The following is a 14,811-nucleotide window of genomic DNA, read 5'->3' as shown; positions in this document are numbered from 1 at the left end:
CCTTCCAACTGTCAACGACCTTTTCCAACTTTTGCGAATTTTTTGCGACAAACAACCAACCCAATCCCACACCCCTTGCAAACCCTGCGGAAGCAAAAATTAAACAAAACAAAACCCGCCCAAAACCAGCCGCCGCCACAGCCAATCCAACCCAACCCATTCAATCTCAACGCGAAAACCAAAGCCACAACAGCGCGCCAAACGCGAACCATCACCAAAACAACAGGAATCGGACGAACAACAAGCAGGCTCGGCCCTGTTTCAGGGCCGATTCACGTGAAACCGCTGTCGCCCGGCGTCGGTGTTGTAACGGTCGCCAGTTAGCCGGTGTCAGGAACTGCCAGATCGGAGGCTTCACGAGCCTCGATCGCGCCGACATTGCAGGACACCTTGATTGCGCTTTTCGCGCGTTAGCGGACCCGCGCGGCGAGACCACAGAAGGGAGCCGATCCATCTTCTCGCGGAAGGGAGTATTGGGCCGGCATGCATGCGGCCACCGAGCCGGAGAAAAACGTCTCACACTATAGGTTGATGGCGTTGCCAAAGGTCAGGCTGTCATCGTGCCTTGCACAGTGGCCAGCGCGCCGAAGATGGCTTCAGCACCGGATCTGTCGAGGACGAGGATATTGACCGCCTTATTGATACGGTGAGTCAGCACGTGGCGCCTGATGCTGATCTCGGCCACCAGCCGGGGCGCCGCCACCGCCTGGTGGCTCTCTATAATAAGAGCGGGAGCAGACACTCTATATACCGGCTTCGTGTCGGCACAGTGGATGATGCCTTCGTCATGCCAGGCGCTTCTATATAGATACGCGGGCATTCGGTAGCGGGGCGATCATATGGGATCGTTTTTTCGCTCAAAGTCCGCGTGGCCCCATCGCGGACATTGCCGGGGCGAAGCCAGGCCCACCGCTCCCTCCACGAGCCGCAAGCCTATGCCTGGCAGATCAGCTCACACGTCCTGTTCGTAAAACACCACCATCAGCGCCTTGGCCAATTTCTCGCCCGAATTGGTGATCTCGTGGCCGACATCGGCGCGATATCGCGCGGTCTCTCCGGTCTTGAGCGCCTGGCGCCCATGCTCGGTTTCCACCCAGAGGCCGTCGGTATGGGCGGTCAGGTGCTCGAAGGTGCCAGGCGCGTGCGGGGCGCTCTGCAGCTTGCAGCCGGGCGCGATCTCGAGCTCATACCACTCGACCCTGCCAGCCAGCGCCGGCGGGCTCAAGATGCGCAGGCGCCAGGCACCTTCCGGGCTCTTGATCTCAGGCGTCAGCGCCAGGCTTACCAGGTCGATCGCGTCGGTCTTCTTCTGATGGGTCACGCCGGCGATCAGGTCGGCAAACTCGATGCCAAGCGCCTGGGTCAGCGACCACAGCACGGCGAAAGTCGGATTGGCCTCGCCGCGTTCGATCTGCGACAGCATCGAGCGCGAAACGCCTGAAATCGCCGCAAGCCGGTCGAGCGTCAAATGGCGCTCCTTGCGTTCCTTCTGGATCACCGGGCCGATCTTCGGCGCGTCATTCAATTCCATGTCGCCTCCCCCAAAGCCGGCTCACTGATAGCACCGCGCCGGCCGTACTGCGAGGCATTTGCGGCTAGGCCCGCTGGCACAAGTGAATTCCACTAGACTTGACGCAATATCCGATATACCGGAATTTCCACCTTAACGGAATGGCGAGACCATGAGCCAAGATTTCCTTTCCCACATATCAAGCGTTCTCCAGGGCATCGAGGCCGACGGCCTGTACAAGCGCGAGCGCGAAATCACCGGCCCGCAGTCAGGCCGCATCAAGGTGAAGGGTCCGGCCGGCGAACGCCAGATGGTCAATCTCTGCGCCAACAACTATCTCGGCCTCGCCGACAATGCTGCGATCCGCGATGCCGCCAAGCAAGCGCTAGACGACTACGGCTTCGGCATGGCTTCGGTGCGCTTCATCTGCGGCACCCAGGACCTGCACCGCGAGCTTGAGCACGCCATCGCAGACTATCTCGGCAAGGACGACGCGATCCTGTTTGCCGCCTGCTTCGACGCCAATGGCGGCTTGTTCGAAACCCTGCTCGGCCCTGATGACGCGATCATCTCCGACAGCCTGAACCATGCGTCGATCATCGACGGCGTCCGTCTCAGCAAGGCCCGGCGCTATCGCTACGCCCAGGGCGACATGAACGAACTTGAAGCCCAGCTCAAGAAGGCGGATGCCGAGGGCAAGGGTTTCAAGCTGATCATCACCGACGGCGTGTTCTCGATGGACGGCCATGTCGCCAAGCTCAAGGACATCTGCGAACTCGCCGACCGTTTCGGCGCCATCGTTGCCGTCGACGATTGCCACGCCACCGGCCATCTCGGCGACAAGGGTCGCGGCACCCCGGCGCTGACCGGCGTCGGCGACCGCGTCGACATCGTCACCGGCACCTTCGGCAAGACACTCGGCGGCGCCATGGGCGGTTTCATCGCCGCGGCACAGCCGATCATCGATCTCTTGCGCCAGCGCGCGCGGCCGTATCTGTTTTCCAACTCGTTGGCGCCGGCGATTGCCGCAGGCTCGCTGAAAGCCATCGAGATCGCATGCGAGGCCGATGACCTGCGCGCCAAGCTTGGCCGCCACACCACGCGGTTCCGCGAAGGCATGTCGGCTGCCGGTTTCACGCTGCTGCCCGGCGAGACACCAATCATCCCGGTGATGCTGGGCGATGCGGTGCTGGCACAGCGCATGTCCAAGGCGCTCGACGAGCGCGGCATCTATGTCGCCGGCTTTTTCTATCCGGTCGTCCCGCAGGGCAAGGCGCGCATCCGCACCCAGATGTCGGCAGCGCTGGACGACGCCGACATCACCTTTGCCATCGACGCCTTTACTGATGCCGGCAAAACGCTCGGCATCATCTGACAGTCAGGAGTTTCCCATGCGCGCACTCGTCAAGGCCAAGGCCGAGCCAGGCATCTGGATGGAAGAACGCCCCATACCCGAGGTCGGCCCGGATGACGTGCTGATCAAGGTCAACAAGACCGGCATCTGCGGCACCGACATCCACATCTATAAGTGGGACGAATGGGCGGCGAAGACCGTGCCCGTGCCGATGATCACCGGTCATGAATATGCCGGCGAGATCGTCGAACTGGGCTCGCATGTACGTGGCTTCAAGGTCGGCCAGCGCGTTTCGGGCGAAGGCCACGTCATCGGCATGCGCAGCCGCGCCAGCCGTGCCGGCAAATACCACCTCGATCCAGAAACCCAGGGCATTGGCGTCAACCTGCCCGGCGCCTTTGCCGAATATGTCCGCATCCCAGCCTTCAACGTCGTGCCGCTGCCCGATTCGATCGACGACGAGCTCGGTGCGATCCTCGATCCGCTTGGGAACGCCGTGCACACGGCGCTGTCCTTCGACGTCGCCGGCGAAGATGTCCTGATCACCGGCGCCGGCCCCATCGGCATCATGGGCGCGGCCGTCGCGCGCCATTGCGGCGCCCGCCATGTCGTCATCACCGACGTCAACCCCAAGCGGCTGGAACTCGCCACCCAGGTGGCCGACGTGACGCCCGTCAACGTGGCCCAGGAAGAGCTGCGCGACGCCATGGCCCGGCTTCGCATGCGCGAAGGCTTCGACGTCGGCTTCGAGATGAGCGGCTCACCTGCCGCCTTCGACCAGCTGATCGAGCATACGCTGATGGGCGGGCGCATCGCGCTGCTCGGCGTGCCGGCCAAGCCCTTCCCCATCGATCTTGCAAAGATCGTGTTCAAGATGATCACGCTCAAGGGCATCTATGGCCGCGAGATGTTCGAGACCTGGCACAAGATGCTGGCGATGCTCGAAAGCGGCCTCGACATCCGCAAGGTCATCACAAGCCGGATGAAGGCCGACGACTACCAGGCCGCCTTCGCCAATGCGGCGAACGGCGAGGCCGGCAAGATCGTGCTCGAGTGGTAGGTTTTTAGCCTGGAATGTTTGAACGAAGAGGCCGTGCTAAGCGCGGCCTTTTTGTTGATGGCATGCCCGGAGTGGACGGTGAGCCCCCTCACCGTCTCGGGCTCCGCCCGAGCCACCTCTCCCCCACTTCGTGGGGGCGAGGAACCCAAGCTTTGTGAGGTCGTCTGCCGATGTCGCGGCTTCGGCAATTGGCGAAGCCGTGACGGTGAGGGGATCTGATGCGTGGTAGAAACGAAAAACCCGCGGAAGCCGCCTTCCGCGGGTTTGCGGTTCGCAACCGACAGGCCGGCTACGCAGCCTTGCCGAGCGGCAGGCCGAGTTCCGCGCAGATGCCGCGGACATGAGCGGCGCTGTCTTTGATGTAGGCGACAGTCTCGTCATAGTGGTAGTTCTTCACCGCCCATTCGGCGAAGCTGTTGCGGTCCATGACCTCGCCGCGGGCGATGCGGCCGGCATATTCCTGCACCATCTTCATGTAGGCGGCGTATTCCTCGACGCTCAGGTCGGGATGGCCTTCGAGCCATTTCGGGTCGGCGATCTCGATGATCATCTTGGGCGGATTGCGCGGCCTGTCGGAGAAGGATTCGTAGTTTTCGATCGACAGATTGAGGTCCGGGTTGGCTTCCGCCAATATCGGCATGATGGCGCGGAAATCGACAACCCCGCCACCGCATGGGCGCATCTGAAAATCGAGCACATCGCCGTCATAGGCGATCAGCGCATCCTTGATATGGGTCTGGCGCACATAGGGCGCCACGCGTTTTGCCGCCCACACCGGGTGCTCGGCGCGTTGCAGGACGTTGGCGGTATCAAAGACGATGCCGGTCGTATCAGGCCCGACTTCCTCGACGAGGCGCACCAGCTCGAAGGAGGTGATCTCCTCATGCGTCTCGAGGTTCATGTGGATGCCGAGGTCGCGGGCGATCGGCGCGAGTTTCTTGAGGAAGCGCGCGGTCGCGTCGAGCTGCTCGCGCCAGGTCACGTCGGTGCGGAAGCGGTCATAGGCGAAGCGGCCGGTATAGGCCGGTTTGTAGTTGGCGGTCGCCACCCAGAGTTCGCGGCAGTCGATGGCAGCACACGCCTCCATCATGCGGCGGAAACCAAGCACGATGTCGCCATCGCCGATCAGGCGCAGTTCGGGCGCTTCGGGCGTGGCGTAAGGATTGACCTTGCCGAGGCCGGTTTCGAGATACATGCCAAGCTCATTGGCACGCTGCTTGATCTCACTGAGGTAGCCGGCGTCGAGCGTCGGGCTCATGTCGAGCACGGTGCGGAAGAACAGGCCCTCCATGCCCAGTTCCTTGGCATGATCGAAGCTGGCCACCGGACCGCGCTTGGCGGCTTCGGGAATCTTGCGGCCGTCGACACCGATGCGCATTGGCACGTCTCCTTATATATAATGTCAGTTGGAAGGCTGGAGGCGCAGCGCGGCACGGCGGGCGCGGCCGACCACCGGGTCAGGCACCGGCACTGCGGCAAGCAGCGACTGGGTGTAGGGGTTTTGGGGCCGGTCGAAGATCTCTTCGCGCGTGCCTTGTTCGACAACCTTGCCTTTGTGCAGCACGACGATCTTTTCGCAGAGGTGACGTACGACAGCGAGGTCGTGGGCAACAAAGACGATGGCGAGGTTCAGCTTCTTTTGCATGTCCTGCAAAAGGTTGATGACCTGGGCCTGGACCGAGACGTCGAGGGCTGCCACCGGTTCGTCGCAGACCAGGATGCGCGGGCGGATGACCAGCGCACGGGCAATGGCGATGCGCTGGCGTTGGCCGCCGGAGAAGGAGCGTGTGTAGCGGTCCATGTCGTTGGGGTTGAGCCCGACCATTTCCATCATCTCGGCGACGCGGGCACGACGTGCGGCGGCGGTCGGCTCGAGCTTGTGGATCAGGATGCCTTCGCCGATCAGTTCTTCCACCGTCATGCGCGGATTGAGGCTTCCATAAGGGTCCTGGAAGACCATCTGCACCTCGCGGCGGAAGCGCCTGAGATCTTCGCCCTTGGCATGCACCACGTCGATGCCGTCATAGGTGATCGCGCCTTCTTCCGGCTTGATCAAAGCCAGCATGCATTTGGCGATCGTCGACTTGCCGGAACCGGACTCGCCGACAAGACCGATGGCTTCGCCGTTGTCGACATTGATCGACACGTCGTGCAGCACCTTGGCGGGTGGATTGGGAAAGGCGTGGTAGGACTTGCTGATGCGGTCGATGGACATAAGCATGTCAGACACCCTTTCCATCATGCAGGTGGCAGGCAACGCGCGTCATGCCGATCGGCAGCAGCGCCGGCAGATCCTTGTCGCAGCGATCAAAACGTTTGTCGCAGCGCGGGTGGAACGGACAGCCGCTCGGCCGGGCCAAGGGCGGCGGCGGCGCGCCGGGAATGGCGTAGAGCTGGTGCAGGTCCTGGTCGATACGCGGCACGGCTTTGATGAGCCCTTGCGTATAGGGGTGGCTCGGCTTGGCAAAGACGCTGCCGACCTCGCCATCCTCGACGATGCGACCGGAATACATGACCATCACACGCTCGGCGAAACCGGCGACGACGCCGAGATCGTGGGTGATGAACAGCACCGCAAGTCCGCGCCGGGTCGAGACATCATCGAGCAGGTCGAGCACCTGATCCTGAACGCGGACGTCGAGCGCTGTCGTCGGCTCGTCGGCAATGAGCAGGCGCGGTTCGCCGATCAGCGCCATGGCCAAGACGACGCGCTGGCGCATGCCGCCGGAGAATTCGTGCGGATAAGAGTCCAAACGCTCGGCGGCGCGGTCGACACCCAGTTCGTCGAGCACGGCCAGTGCGCGCTTGCGTGCCTCGGCCTTGCCGACGCCACGGATGCGCAGCGTTTCGGCGACCTGGTCGCCGATGGTCATCAGCGGATCGAGGAAACTCATCGGGTCCTGGAAGACCATGGCGATGGAGTTGCCGCGATGCTTGTTCATCTCGCGATCCGACAGCTTGAGCAGGTCGGTGCCGTCGAAATCGACGCTACCCGACAGCTTCGCCAGGCGATCGAGGCGCATCAGCGCGCGGGCCGTCAGCGACTTGCCGGAGCCTGACTCGCCCACGAGCGCGACACGTTCGCCGACGCCGATGGTGAAATCGATGCCGTCGACGATGCGGACGCTTGCGCCGCTGCGGCCGAGCGGCATGTCGACGGTCAGCTTGTCGACGGTAATCAGGGGAGCGCGGACCGGGATCACGGAAGCCTCGTCAGGCAAGGGATGCACTGTCTTCATCTCAGTTCCCCCTCAAGGACGGATCGCGGCGGATCTGGATGATGTCGCCCAGAAGGCCAAAGGCGATCGAGGTGATGGCAACAGCTGCTCCGGGAGCAACGACCGTCCACCAGGCGGTCGAGACATAGCCACGCGCGCTGGCGATGGTGGCACCCCATTCGGCACTTGGCGGCTGGGCGCCGACGCCGATGAAGGACAGGCTCGCCAACACCAGCACGGTGGTGCCGATGTCGCCAGCCCATTTGACGATCAGAACGTCGAGCGAATTGGGCAATACATGCTTGGTCATCAGCCGCCATTTGGACACGCCGAGCACCTGTGCGCCGGCGACGAAGGGCGATTCCATCGTCTGGCGCATGATGCCGCGCAACATGCGGGCGGTGATCGGCCAGCCGGTGATGGCCATGGCGATGACGGCCGAACGCAGGCTGGCGCCCATGGCGGCAGCGAAGCCGAGCGCCACGATCATGCCGGGCAGCGCCAGGCCGATGTCGGTAATGCGCATCAGCGTTTCATCGAGCCAGCGCGGACCAGCGGCAGCGACGGTTGCGATGGTGACGCCGATCAGCGAATAGAGCGTCACCACCAGGAAAGCCGAGAGCAGCGTTGTCTGGGCGCCGACGATCAGGCGCCAGAACACGTCGCGGCCCTGGTCATCGGTGCCAAACCAGTTGGTGGCACTTGGCGGCATCAACGAGTTGGCGATGTCGGAACTGTAGATGCTGTCGGGCGCGAAAAGCGGACCGAACAAGGCGATGGCGAGCAGCGCGATGACCAGCGAGAAGACGAAGATCTCGAACGCCGAGAAGCCATCCTTGGGCCGGGCTGCCGGCTGGGCGATTGCAGGGGCGGTCATTGGCTTTGGCTCCCCAATTGTGCGGCGCGGATGCGCGGGTCGACCAACAGCTGCAGGATGTCGACGACGAGATTGACCAGGCAGACCACGGTGCCGATGAACATCACCGAACCGAGGACGGCAAAGGCATCCTTCTGGGCAACCGCATTGAACATGTAGGCGCCGATGCCCTGGCGGGCGAAGACGGTCTCGACTAGCACGGCCGAGCCGATCATCGCGCCGGCCTGCGTGCCCGAAAGGGTCAGCACCGGATTGAGGCTGTTGGGCAAAGCGTGGCGCACCAGCATATGACGGGCCGTGGCGCCCTTGGCGCGGACAGCCATGATGAAATCCGAGCGCAAGACACCGAGCAGCGACGCGCGCAAGGTACGGAAGATCTGCGTGGCAAACAGTGCTGCAAGCACCGCCGCCGGCAGGATGATGTGATGAAGCGCGTCGACGAAGCCACCGAAGTTCAGCGCCATCAGCGCGTCGAGCGTCGGCGCGCCAGTGACGACCGGTGACGCCATGCCGTAGCTCTGCTGGCCAGAAATCGGCACCACGCGCCAGACACTGCCGAGCACATATTGCAGCACCAGCGCCAGCCAGAAGGCGGGCATGCCGCCGAGCATGACGGCGGTGATGCGGCTGACATTGTCGAAGACGCTGCCCTGGCGATAGGCCGCGACAATGCCGGCCGGGATGGCGACCGCCAGATTGAGCAGCATGGCAAGGAAGACCAGCTCGAGCGTGCTGGGCAGCACCTTTTCGAGGTCGGCCAGCACCGGCTGGAGCGTGACGATGGAGGTGCCCAGGTCGCCGCGCAGGAGGCGACCCAGGAAGCTGAAATACTGCATGATGACAGGGGCATCGAGCCCCAGCCTTTCACGCACCGCCTCGATCTGGGCGGCGGAAGCGTCCGCGCCAGCGGCCATCTGAGCCTCGTCGCCGGGCATCAGCTTGATCATCAGGAAGACCAGCGACGCCAGCCCCCAAAGGGTCAAAAGTGTCAGGCCCAGGCGTCGGGACAGAAACCAGGAATAGGCGCGGAACGCGAGCATATTGGACCTCGCTTACGGCTTGGCGAGACGGAAGTCCGCCGGCTCGGCGGGCGTGGCGAGCATGCTGGCCTTGAGGTCCGCAAGCGTGCCGACACGGTAGGCGGCCGGCTTGTAGACACCGTACATGTCGACCATGACCGAGTCATTGTCTAGGATGGTCTGGACCTGCTTGTAGATGTCGCAACGCTTGGCATCGTCGGCGGTGGCAAGTGCCGTGTCGAGCAGCTTGTCGACCTCCGGGTTCGAATAGCCGGTGCGGTTGGTGCCGATGGCATCCGACTTGTAGCCCTTGACCAGCATGATGCCGGCCTCGGGGAACTGGGCGAAGTCTTCCAGCAGCATCATCTGCGGGATCGAGTTGGGATCCTTCAGGCTCGCCAGATAGTTCGGATAGGCGATCGGCTCGAGTTCGAGGTCGATGCCGATCTCGCGCAGGTTGGACTGGAACAGCGTCGCCTCCTGCTTCTGCAGCTCGAACACCGGCTGGAAGTTCATCTTGAGCTTCAGGCTGGATGCACCCGCCTCGGCGAGCATCGCCTTTGCCGCTTCGAGGTCGCGCTTGACCTCCGGCAGTTCCGGGCGGCAGTCGAGACGTGCCGGCAGCGGGCCATTGGCCAGCTTGCCGTTGGTGCCGCGGATGCCGCGCAGGCCACCGGCATAGTCGTAGACCATGCGCAGCGCCTTGCGCACCTTGGGATCGGCGGTCGGGCCGACCTTGGTGTTGAAGACGACTTCGGTCTGGTAGCTGGTATTGATCGGCACGACCTTCAGCGACGGGTCGGTTGCCATGGCGGCCGCATCGCGGTCGGCAAAGCCGAAGGCGACGTCGATGTTGCCGGCACGCAGTTCGTCGCGGCGCGTCGAGCTTTCGTCGATGCGGCGGAAGACGATCGATTCGGGGCGGCCTGTTTCTGCGGCCCAGTAGCCGGCGAACAGGTCGATGACCACGGCCTGCGACTGGTCGCCCAGCACGTACGGACCGCTGCCGGCATCATGCGCCTGGAGCCAGCCCTGACCGTCATCGGCACCTGCATTGGCGGTGACGAGCGCGGAATTGAGGATGTAGATCTTGCTCAACGAGGGCAGGAAAAGCGTGTTGGGCTTGGACAGGTTGATGGTGAGGTGGGTGTCGTCCGTCACCGTGGTCGAATCGTAGCCGTCGATCAGCGAGGCAACGCCGGCGCCAAGGCGCTTCAGACGGTCGAGCGTGTAGGAAACGTCCTTTGCCGTCAGCGTCGTGCCGTCATGGAACTTCACGTCGGGGCGGAGTGTGAAGGTGATCGACTTGGCGTCATCCGAATAGGCATATTCGGTGGCGAGCGAGCCAACCAGCTTGGTTTCGTCATAGGTCACCAGCGTGTCGTAGACGGCACTGATGATCGTGTTGGTCTGGTTGTAGTCGGCGCGCAGCGGATCGAGCGTGTTGATCTGGCCGCCGAGGCCAACAATGATGGTGTGCTCACGGTCCGCGGCAAAGGCCACCGAGCCCCCAAAACCGACCGCCATGGCAAGGGCTGCGCCACCGACAGTCGCCAGAAATTGCCGCCGGCTGCGTGACAGCGCGGACGAGAAGAAAGCATGCATGATTGTCGCTCCCGTATACTGAATGACTCTGCCTTTTCACAAAGGCGCTCCCGTCATTTTTGTATCCGATTTTTCATCCAGTGGATACATAAAATATTACGCTGCGGATGCGTGCAAACAACCCTGTCTGCGACACCAAAAAATGTTTTTAAATCAATAAACTAGACGGGCTAATCCGGACGATGGCCGTCAGCCCAACGAAAAATTTCTTTCGAGAAGGCATATGCATACGACGGCGAAACGGTATCAAAGCTGCCTTTTTCGAGGCACAGAATGGCTATTTCGAAAGCAATCTGCTGCTCACACAGGCAAAAATGCATCCGGCATATGGATACAAACTTTACATTCGATATGATACAATGCTATCGCATCGAACTGCAGGCTGGCCGCGCCCAACACATGAGCGCGGGCGTCATCAAGCCCAAAGCCGCTATTCGGTTGTCATCAAATGCAAGCGAGGGGCGGCAGCAAAGTCCGTTGTACCCTGAGGAAATCGATGCGCCGCCTGCCTCGCCTGCTCGTCATCAATCCGAACATTTCGACCGGCGTCAGCCAATTGGTCGACGCATTGGTACGCGAGGAAACCAAGGGTGCGGCGGACGTGCAAACTGTGACTGCAAGCTTTGGCTTCAGCTACATCTCGACCCGCGTCGCCGTGTCGATCGCCGCACACGCCGTGCTCGACGCCGCAGCCAAGGCGCTTGCCGAAGGTGCCGAGCCCGACGCGATCGTGCTCGCCTGTTTTGGCGACCCTGGCCGTGAGGCACTTGCCGAAATGACCGGCCTGCCGGTCATTGGCTTTGCCGAGGCAGGCCTGTTGGCAGCAGCTGCCTTGCCAGGGACTTCACTTGTCTCCACCAACGGCACGGTCTGGTGCGATATGCTTGGCGAACTGGTGCTGAAACTCGGCATCAGCGACAAGATCGCCGGCATCCGCTCCATCGAGACCGTCGCCGATGACACGCAGGCCATCGCCGAATTCCTGGCGGAAGAGGCCGCGACCCTGAAAGCCGACCGGGTGGTGTTGGGCGGAGCGGGCCTGATCCCTACCTTGCCTGAGATCATCAAGGTGGCCCGCGTGCCGATCCTCGACCCCCACCGCATCGCCATCGGCAAGGCGCTTGGCTTTGCCGCAAACCCGCAGCCGACGACGCGAAGAATTCCAGCCGACGCGACCGCGACCTTTGGCCTGTCGCCTTTCCTTTCGGATGCGCTCAGCGGGCCTGCGCCCCTGGTTCAGCGCCGAAGCAGCTGACGCTGACCAGACTGGTCTCACAGCTCCGGCCCAGCGACTGGCTGCGCTAAAATCGTATTCAAAAGACCACACAATTGCGCTCAATAGTTTTCGCTATTGTATTAGAAAACTTGTGCTAGAGTGACCGCAATGCAAACGAGCGACTGCGCCGGCTTGCAGTGGAGGAGACACGGCGGCTGTAGCGCGCCGGCTGCATCGTTCGACACCGGCTAATACACAACGAACAACGAAGCAAGGCTCGCATTCTTCTTGTCTTCCGCCCGGCGCCGATGCATCTGAGACGTAGCATTATTAAGCGCTGCCTGTGCAACACTGGCTGGTGAGAGAATGGCGAAAGCTGCGAATACTGATCTCGACGAGAAATCCGGATCAAAGATCGATGCGATCTACCAGGCTCTTTTCCGGGCCATTTTGGCGCGCGAGCTGACACCGGGCACAAAACTCAGCGAAGAATCGATCGGCTCGCTGTTTTCGGTCAGCCGTACCATCGTGCGCGCCGCACTCAACCGCCTGCACACTGAATCGCTTGTCGAGTTCCGGCAGAATCGCGGCGCCTTTGTCGCCAGCACCACGCCCGACGAGGCACGCCAGGTGTTCGAAGCGCGTAATGCGATCGAACGCGAGATTTTTTCCAAGCTCGCCACCGTCGTCACCGACAAGCAGGTTGCCATGCTGGAGCAGCACCTCGAAAAGGAGCACAGCATCCGCCACGCCGGCGACCATACCGCTGCCATCGTCGCGTCGGGCGAATTCCATCTGCTCGCCGCCCATATGGCCGGAAACGAGGTGCTCGCCGGCTTCCTCAAATCGCTGATTTCGCGCACATCGCTGATCCTTGCCCAGCACAGCACGCATCAGGAAACCGACTGCAGCATCGATGAGCATGCGGCGATCCTGCAGGCGCTCAGGGCGCGCGACCCGCAAGCAAGTGCGGCCGCGATCATCGAACACCTGCAGCAAGTGTTCGAGCAGGCCAATATCGGCCAGACCAAGCGCACCAAGCGCAATCTCAGCGAGATCCTGTCGCGCTACGCTTGAGTTTGGTGCGTCCTTCGAGGCCCGCTTCGCGGGCTCCTCAGGATGAGGACCGTAGCATAGCTGTCCTCATCATGAAGGCCATGGCAGGGAGGCCCTCTCCTGAGGAGCTCGCCCAACGGGCGAGCCTCGAAGGACGCACTCACTATCCAATGCAGGCCTATTCGGCGAAGCGCGCCTCGACCTGGAGCTCGGCCAGCCGCTCGACCTCGCCATAGGTCACGGCAAGCTCGGTCTCGCGGCCGGTTTCGATCCGAGCTTCCAGCGCAGCGAGCAGCGATGCGGTGGTGTAGTTGCGCACGACAAAGATGGCGTCGAAGCCGAATTTTTCGGCATAGGCGCCGAGCAGCGTCAGCATCCGCTTCTGCTGTTTGGCGGTCATGGCGTCGAGGCTATTTGCGTCCTTCTCATCGGCGATGATCTTCGCCGCCTGAATGCGCGGGTCGAGCGGCGTGTAGCCGCGCAGCACCTCGAGCTTTTCCGCATCGGAGGCCGCGCGGAACTCGGTGCGCAGCGCCAAATACAGGCCATTGGCGCTGTCATTGACCAGCCCGAGCTCGCTATCGAAGGCGCGTTCGGCAAGCAATTCACCGTTGCGGAAGCACTGGCCGAACTTTTCGACAAAGCGAGCCTTGTCCATCTTCGAGGGCATCAGCCCGTTGGCTTGTCGCATGAAGGTCTCCTGGGGATGCGCGGTCGCTTCTCGCGCCAATGACTGAGTGTTGACGTCCGACATCGGGGCAAAGCCTCGATGTCTAAATTCGGCTCACGTTAAGATCGTATCCAATAATTCGGCGAAAATGGCTATGCGAGGCATCTACGCAACGCCTGTGACAGCCGCGCGACAGGGGCGGCCTGATCCCAGGGCATTTCGCGCCCGCCAAACCTTGCCGCCATGGCCAGCACCGCGGCGAACTCGTTGAGCGCGATTTCGGGCTGGGCGCGCAGCCAATGAGGATCGAACACCGGCATTGCGAATTGGCCGCTATGCATCTCGATCCAGATTTTCGCATCGGGCATCAAGGGCATGATCGCGTCCCAGTCGACAAAACCATCGCCGAGAGGCGCCAGGAAGCGACGGATGCCGCCGTCCTGGAAACGCACAACCGCGTCGTCGACATAAAGCTGGGCGGCATAAGGTGCGACCCGCCTTGCCGCAGCGACCGGATCCTCAAGCCGGCACAGCACATTGACTGGATCAAAGGCAATGCCCAGCACATCCGGCCCGACCTTTTCGACCAAGGCGATGACCTCGGCGGTGGTGATCTCCTCGTGGGTCTTGAGCAGCAGCTTCGAGCCGTGCTGACGCAGCAGCGGCGCACAACGTGCGAGCAATTCGCCGACACCATCGACCTGGCTTTGCCAGCTGACCGCACCGTGGAAACGGTCCTCGATCATGCCGATGATGAAGAACATGTCGTGAATACCGATGCCGCTGCCGAGTTCGATCAGTCGTCTGACGCCGGCCTCCAGATCGCCTGATCCGGCGTCGACGATCAGCTGGCAACGCGCCGGCAAGGCTGGATTGACGATGCCGAGCATCGACGAGATTTCCAGTCCCAGCCGGTCGGCCTCATCGCGTACAGCGCCCAACTCCGCCGGGTCCAGCGTTGGGCTGATGTCGAACAGCGAATTGAACAGCAGCCCCTGAAGGCCCATTTGCGCTGCAGCTTGCAATGCCGCAACTGCGCTCAGGCCCCGGCCATCCGGCAATGAACTCTTGATGATGCCGATCATGCTGCCATCTCGCTGGAAAGAATGGGTACGCAGCGGCCACCTGACGCGTCAGACGCCCCTGGCATGCCAGCCACTTGGATACTATCTTGTATCAAAAAATGCTTGTCAATGGATACAATCGCTGTCATCAGCACCGTACGG

The 14,811-nt window shown here is 62.2% G+C and carries 15 protein-coding genes; 5 read left to right on the top strand and 10 right to left on the bottom strand.

The genetic code is table 11. The annotated features are described in order from the left end of the window. On the top strand, positions 1 to 324 hold a 324-nt coding region (locus tag AC1RTB_RS13705), incomplete at its 5' end, for a hypothetical protein (protein ID WP_492943819.1). A 223-nt stretch (positions 325 to 547) separates the two neighbouring features. Here AC1RTB_RS13705 and AC1RTB_RS13700 read toward each other — a convergent pair. Together AC1RTB_RS13700 and AC1RTB_RS13695 are read right to left on the bottom strand one after the other, a co-directional pair. Further along, positions 548 to 685, bottom strand: a complete 138-nt coding sequence (locus tag AC1RTB_RS13700; protein WP_492878213.1) for a hypothetical protein — start codon at positions 683 to 685, stop codon at positions 548 to 550. 267 nt (positions 686 to 952) lie between these two features. Next, positions 953 to 1,531 carry a helix-turn-helix domain-containing protein gene (locus AC1RTB_RS13695; RefSeq protein WP_492878215.1) on the bottom strand — a complete coding sequence of 193 codons (579 nt, stop codon included), beginning with the start codon at positions 1,529 to 1,531 and terminating at the stop codon, positions 953 to 955. 151 nt (positions 1,532 to 1,682) lie between these two features. Here AC1RTB_RS13695 and AC1RTB_RS13690 point away from each other — a divergent pair, with 151 nt between their 5' ends. Further along, positions 1,683 to 2,885, top strand: a complete 1,203-nt coding sequence (locus tag AC1RTB_RS13690) for a glycine C-acetyltransferase (RefSeq protein ID WP_492878217.1) — start codon at positions 1,683 to 1,685, stop codon at positions 2,883 to 2,885. Between the two features lie 16 nt (positions 2,886 to 2,901). Next, on the top strand, positions 2,902 to 3,924 hold the full coding sequence (gene tdh, locus AC1RTB_RS13685; protein WP_492878218.1) for an L-threonine 3-dehydrogenase: 1,023 nt from the start codon (positions 2,902 to 2,904) through the stop codon (positions 3,922 to 3,924). Between the two features lie 289 nt (positions 3,925 to 4,213). On the opposite strand, the gene AC1RTB_RS13680 is transcribed toward tdh, so the two are convergent. The 6 genes from AC1RTB_RS13680 to AC1RTB_RS13655 are packed head-to-tail and all read right to left on the bottom strand — an operon-like array spanning position 4,214 to position 10,643. Then, positions 4,214 to 5,302, bottom strand: coding sequence for a sugar phosphate isomerase/epimerase family protein (locus AC1RTB_RS13680; protein WP_492878220.1), 1,089 nt, complete (start codon positions 5,300 to 5,302; stop codon positions 4,214 to 4,216). Positions 5,303 to 5,326: 24 nt separating this feature from the next. Further along, the gene (locus AC1RTB_RS13675) at positions 5,327 to 6,145 is read right to left on the bottom strand and encodes an ATP-binding cassette domain-containing protein (RefSeq protein WP_492878222.1); all 819 of its coding nucleotides are present in this window, start codon (positions 6,143 to 6,145) and stop codon (positions 5,327 to 5,329) included. Position 6,146: 1 nt separating this feature from the next. Beyond that, the gene (locus AC1RTB_RS13670; protein WP_492878224.1) at positions 6,147 to 7,163 is read right to left on the bottom strand and encodes an ABC transporter ATP-binding protein; all 1,017 of its coding nucleotides are present in this window, start codon (positions 7,161 to 7,163) and stop codon (positions 6,147 to 6,149) included. Between the two features lies 1 nt (position 7,164). Next, positions 7,165 to 8,019 (bottom strand): ABC transporter permease, encoded by an 855-nt coding sequence (locus AC1RTB_RS13665; RefSeq protein ID WP_492878226.1) that lies wholly within the window; start codon positions 8,017 to 8,019, stop codon positions 7,165 to 7,167. Beyond that, positions 8,016 to 9,059 (bottom strand): ABC transporter permease, encoded by a 1,044-nt coding sequence (locus tag AC1RTB_RS13660; RefSeq protein ID WP_492878228.1) that lies wholly within the window; start codon positions 9,057 to 9,059, stop codon positions 8,016 to 8,018. The genes AC1RTB_RS13665 and AC1RTB_RS13660 overlap by 4 nt, the downstream gene beginning before the upstream one ends. 12 nt (positions 9,060 to 9,071) lie before the next feature. Continuing rightward, on the bottom strand, positions 9,072 to 10,643 hold the full coding sequence (locus AC1RTB_RS13655; protein WP_492878230.1) for an ABC transporter substrate-binding protein: 1,572 nt from the start codon (positions 10,641 to 10,643) through the stop codon (positions 9,072 to 9,074). Between the two features lie 496 nt (positions 10,644 to 11,139). Here AC1RTB_RS13655 and AC1RTB_RS13650 point away from each other — a divergent pair, with 496 nt between their 5' ends. Together AC1RTB_RS13650 and AC1RTB_RS13645 are read left to right on the top strand one after the other, a co-directional pair. Beyond that, a complete protein-coding gene (locus AC1RTB_RS13650; RefSeq protein ID WP_492878232.1) occupies positions 11,140 to 11,898 on the top strand; it encodes an aspartate/glutamate racemase family protein in 759 nt (252 codons plus the stop codon). A gap of 327 nt (positions 11,899 to 12,225) precedes the next feature. Further along, complete coding sequence (locus AC1RTB_RS13645; protein ID WP_492878234.1) at positions 12,226 to 12,936, top strand: GntR family transcriptional regulator; 711 nt, start codon at positions 12,226 to 12,228, stop codon at positions 12,934 to 12,936. Positions 12,937 to 13,093: 157 nt separating this feature from the next. Here the strand turns inward: AC1RTB_RS13645 and AC1RTB_RS13640 are convergent, their stop codons facing one another. Both AC1RTB_RS13640 and AC1RTB_RS13635 read right to left on the bottom strand, forming a co-directional pair. After that, positions 13,094 to 13,606 carry a 2-oxo-4-hydroxy-4-carboxy-5-ureidoimidazoline decarboxylase gene (locus AC1RTB_RS13640; protein WP_492878235.1) on the bottom strand — a complete coding sequence of 171 codons (513 nt, stop codon included), beginning with the start codon at positions 13,604 to 13,606 and terminating at the stop codon, positions 13,094 to 13,096. Between the two features lie 131 nt (positions 13,607 to 13,737). After that, positions 13,738 to 14,670, bottom strand: a complete 933-nt coding sequence (locus tag AC1RTB_RS13635; RefSeq protein ID WP_492878237.1) for a sugar phosphate isomerase/epimerase family protein — start codon at positions 14,668 to 14,670, stop codon at positions 13,738 to 13,740. Positions 14,671 to 14,811: the final 141 nt, after the last annotated feature.

The sequence above is a fragment of the Aminobacter sp. GW821-FHT11F06 genome (genome assembly GCF_058808215.1).
Note: the sequence above shows the minus strand (reverse complement) of the source record. Positions and strands in the feature narration are given on the sequence as shown.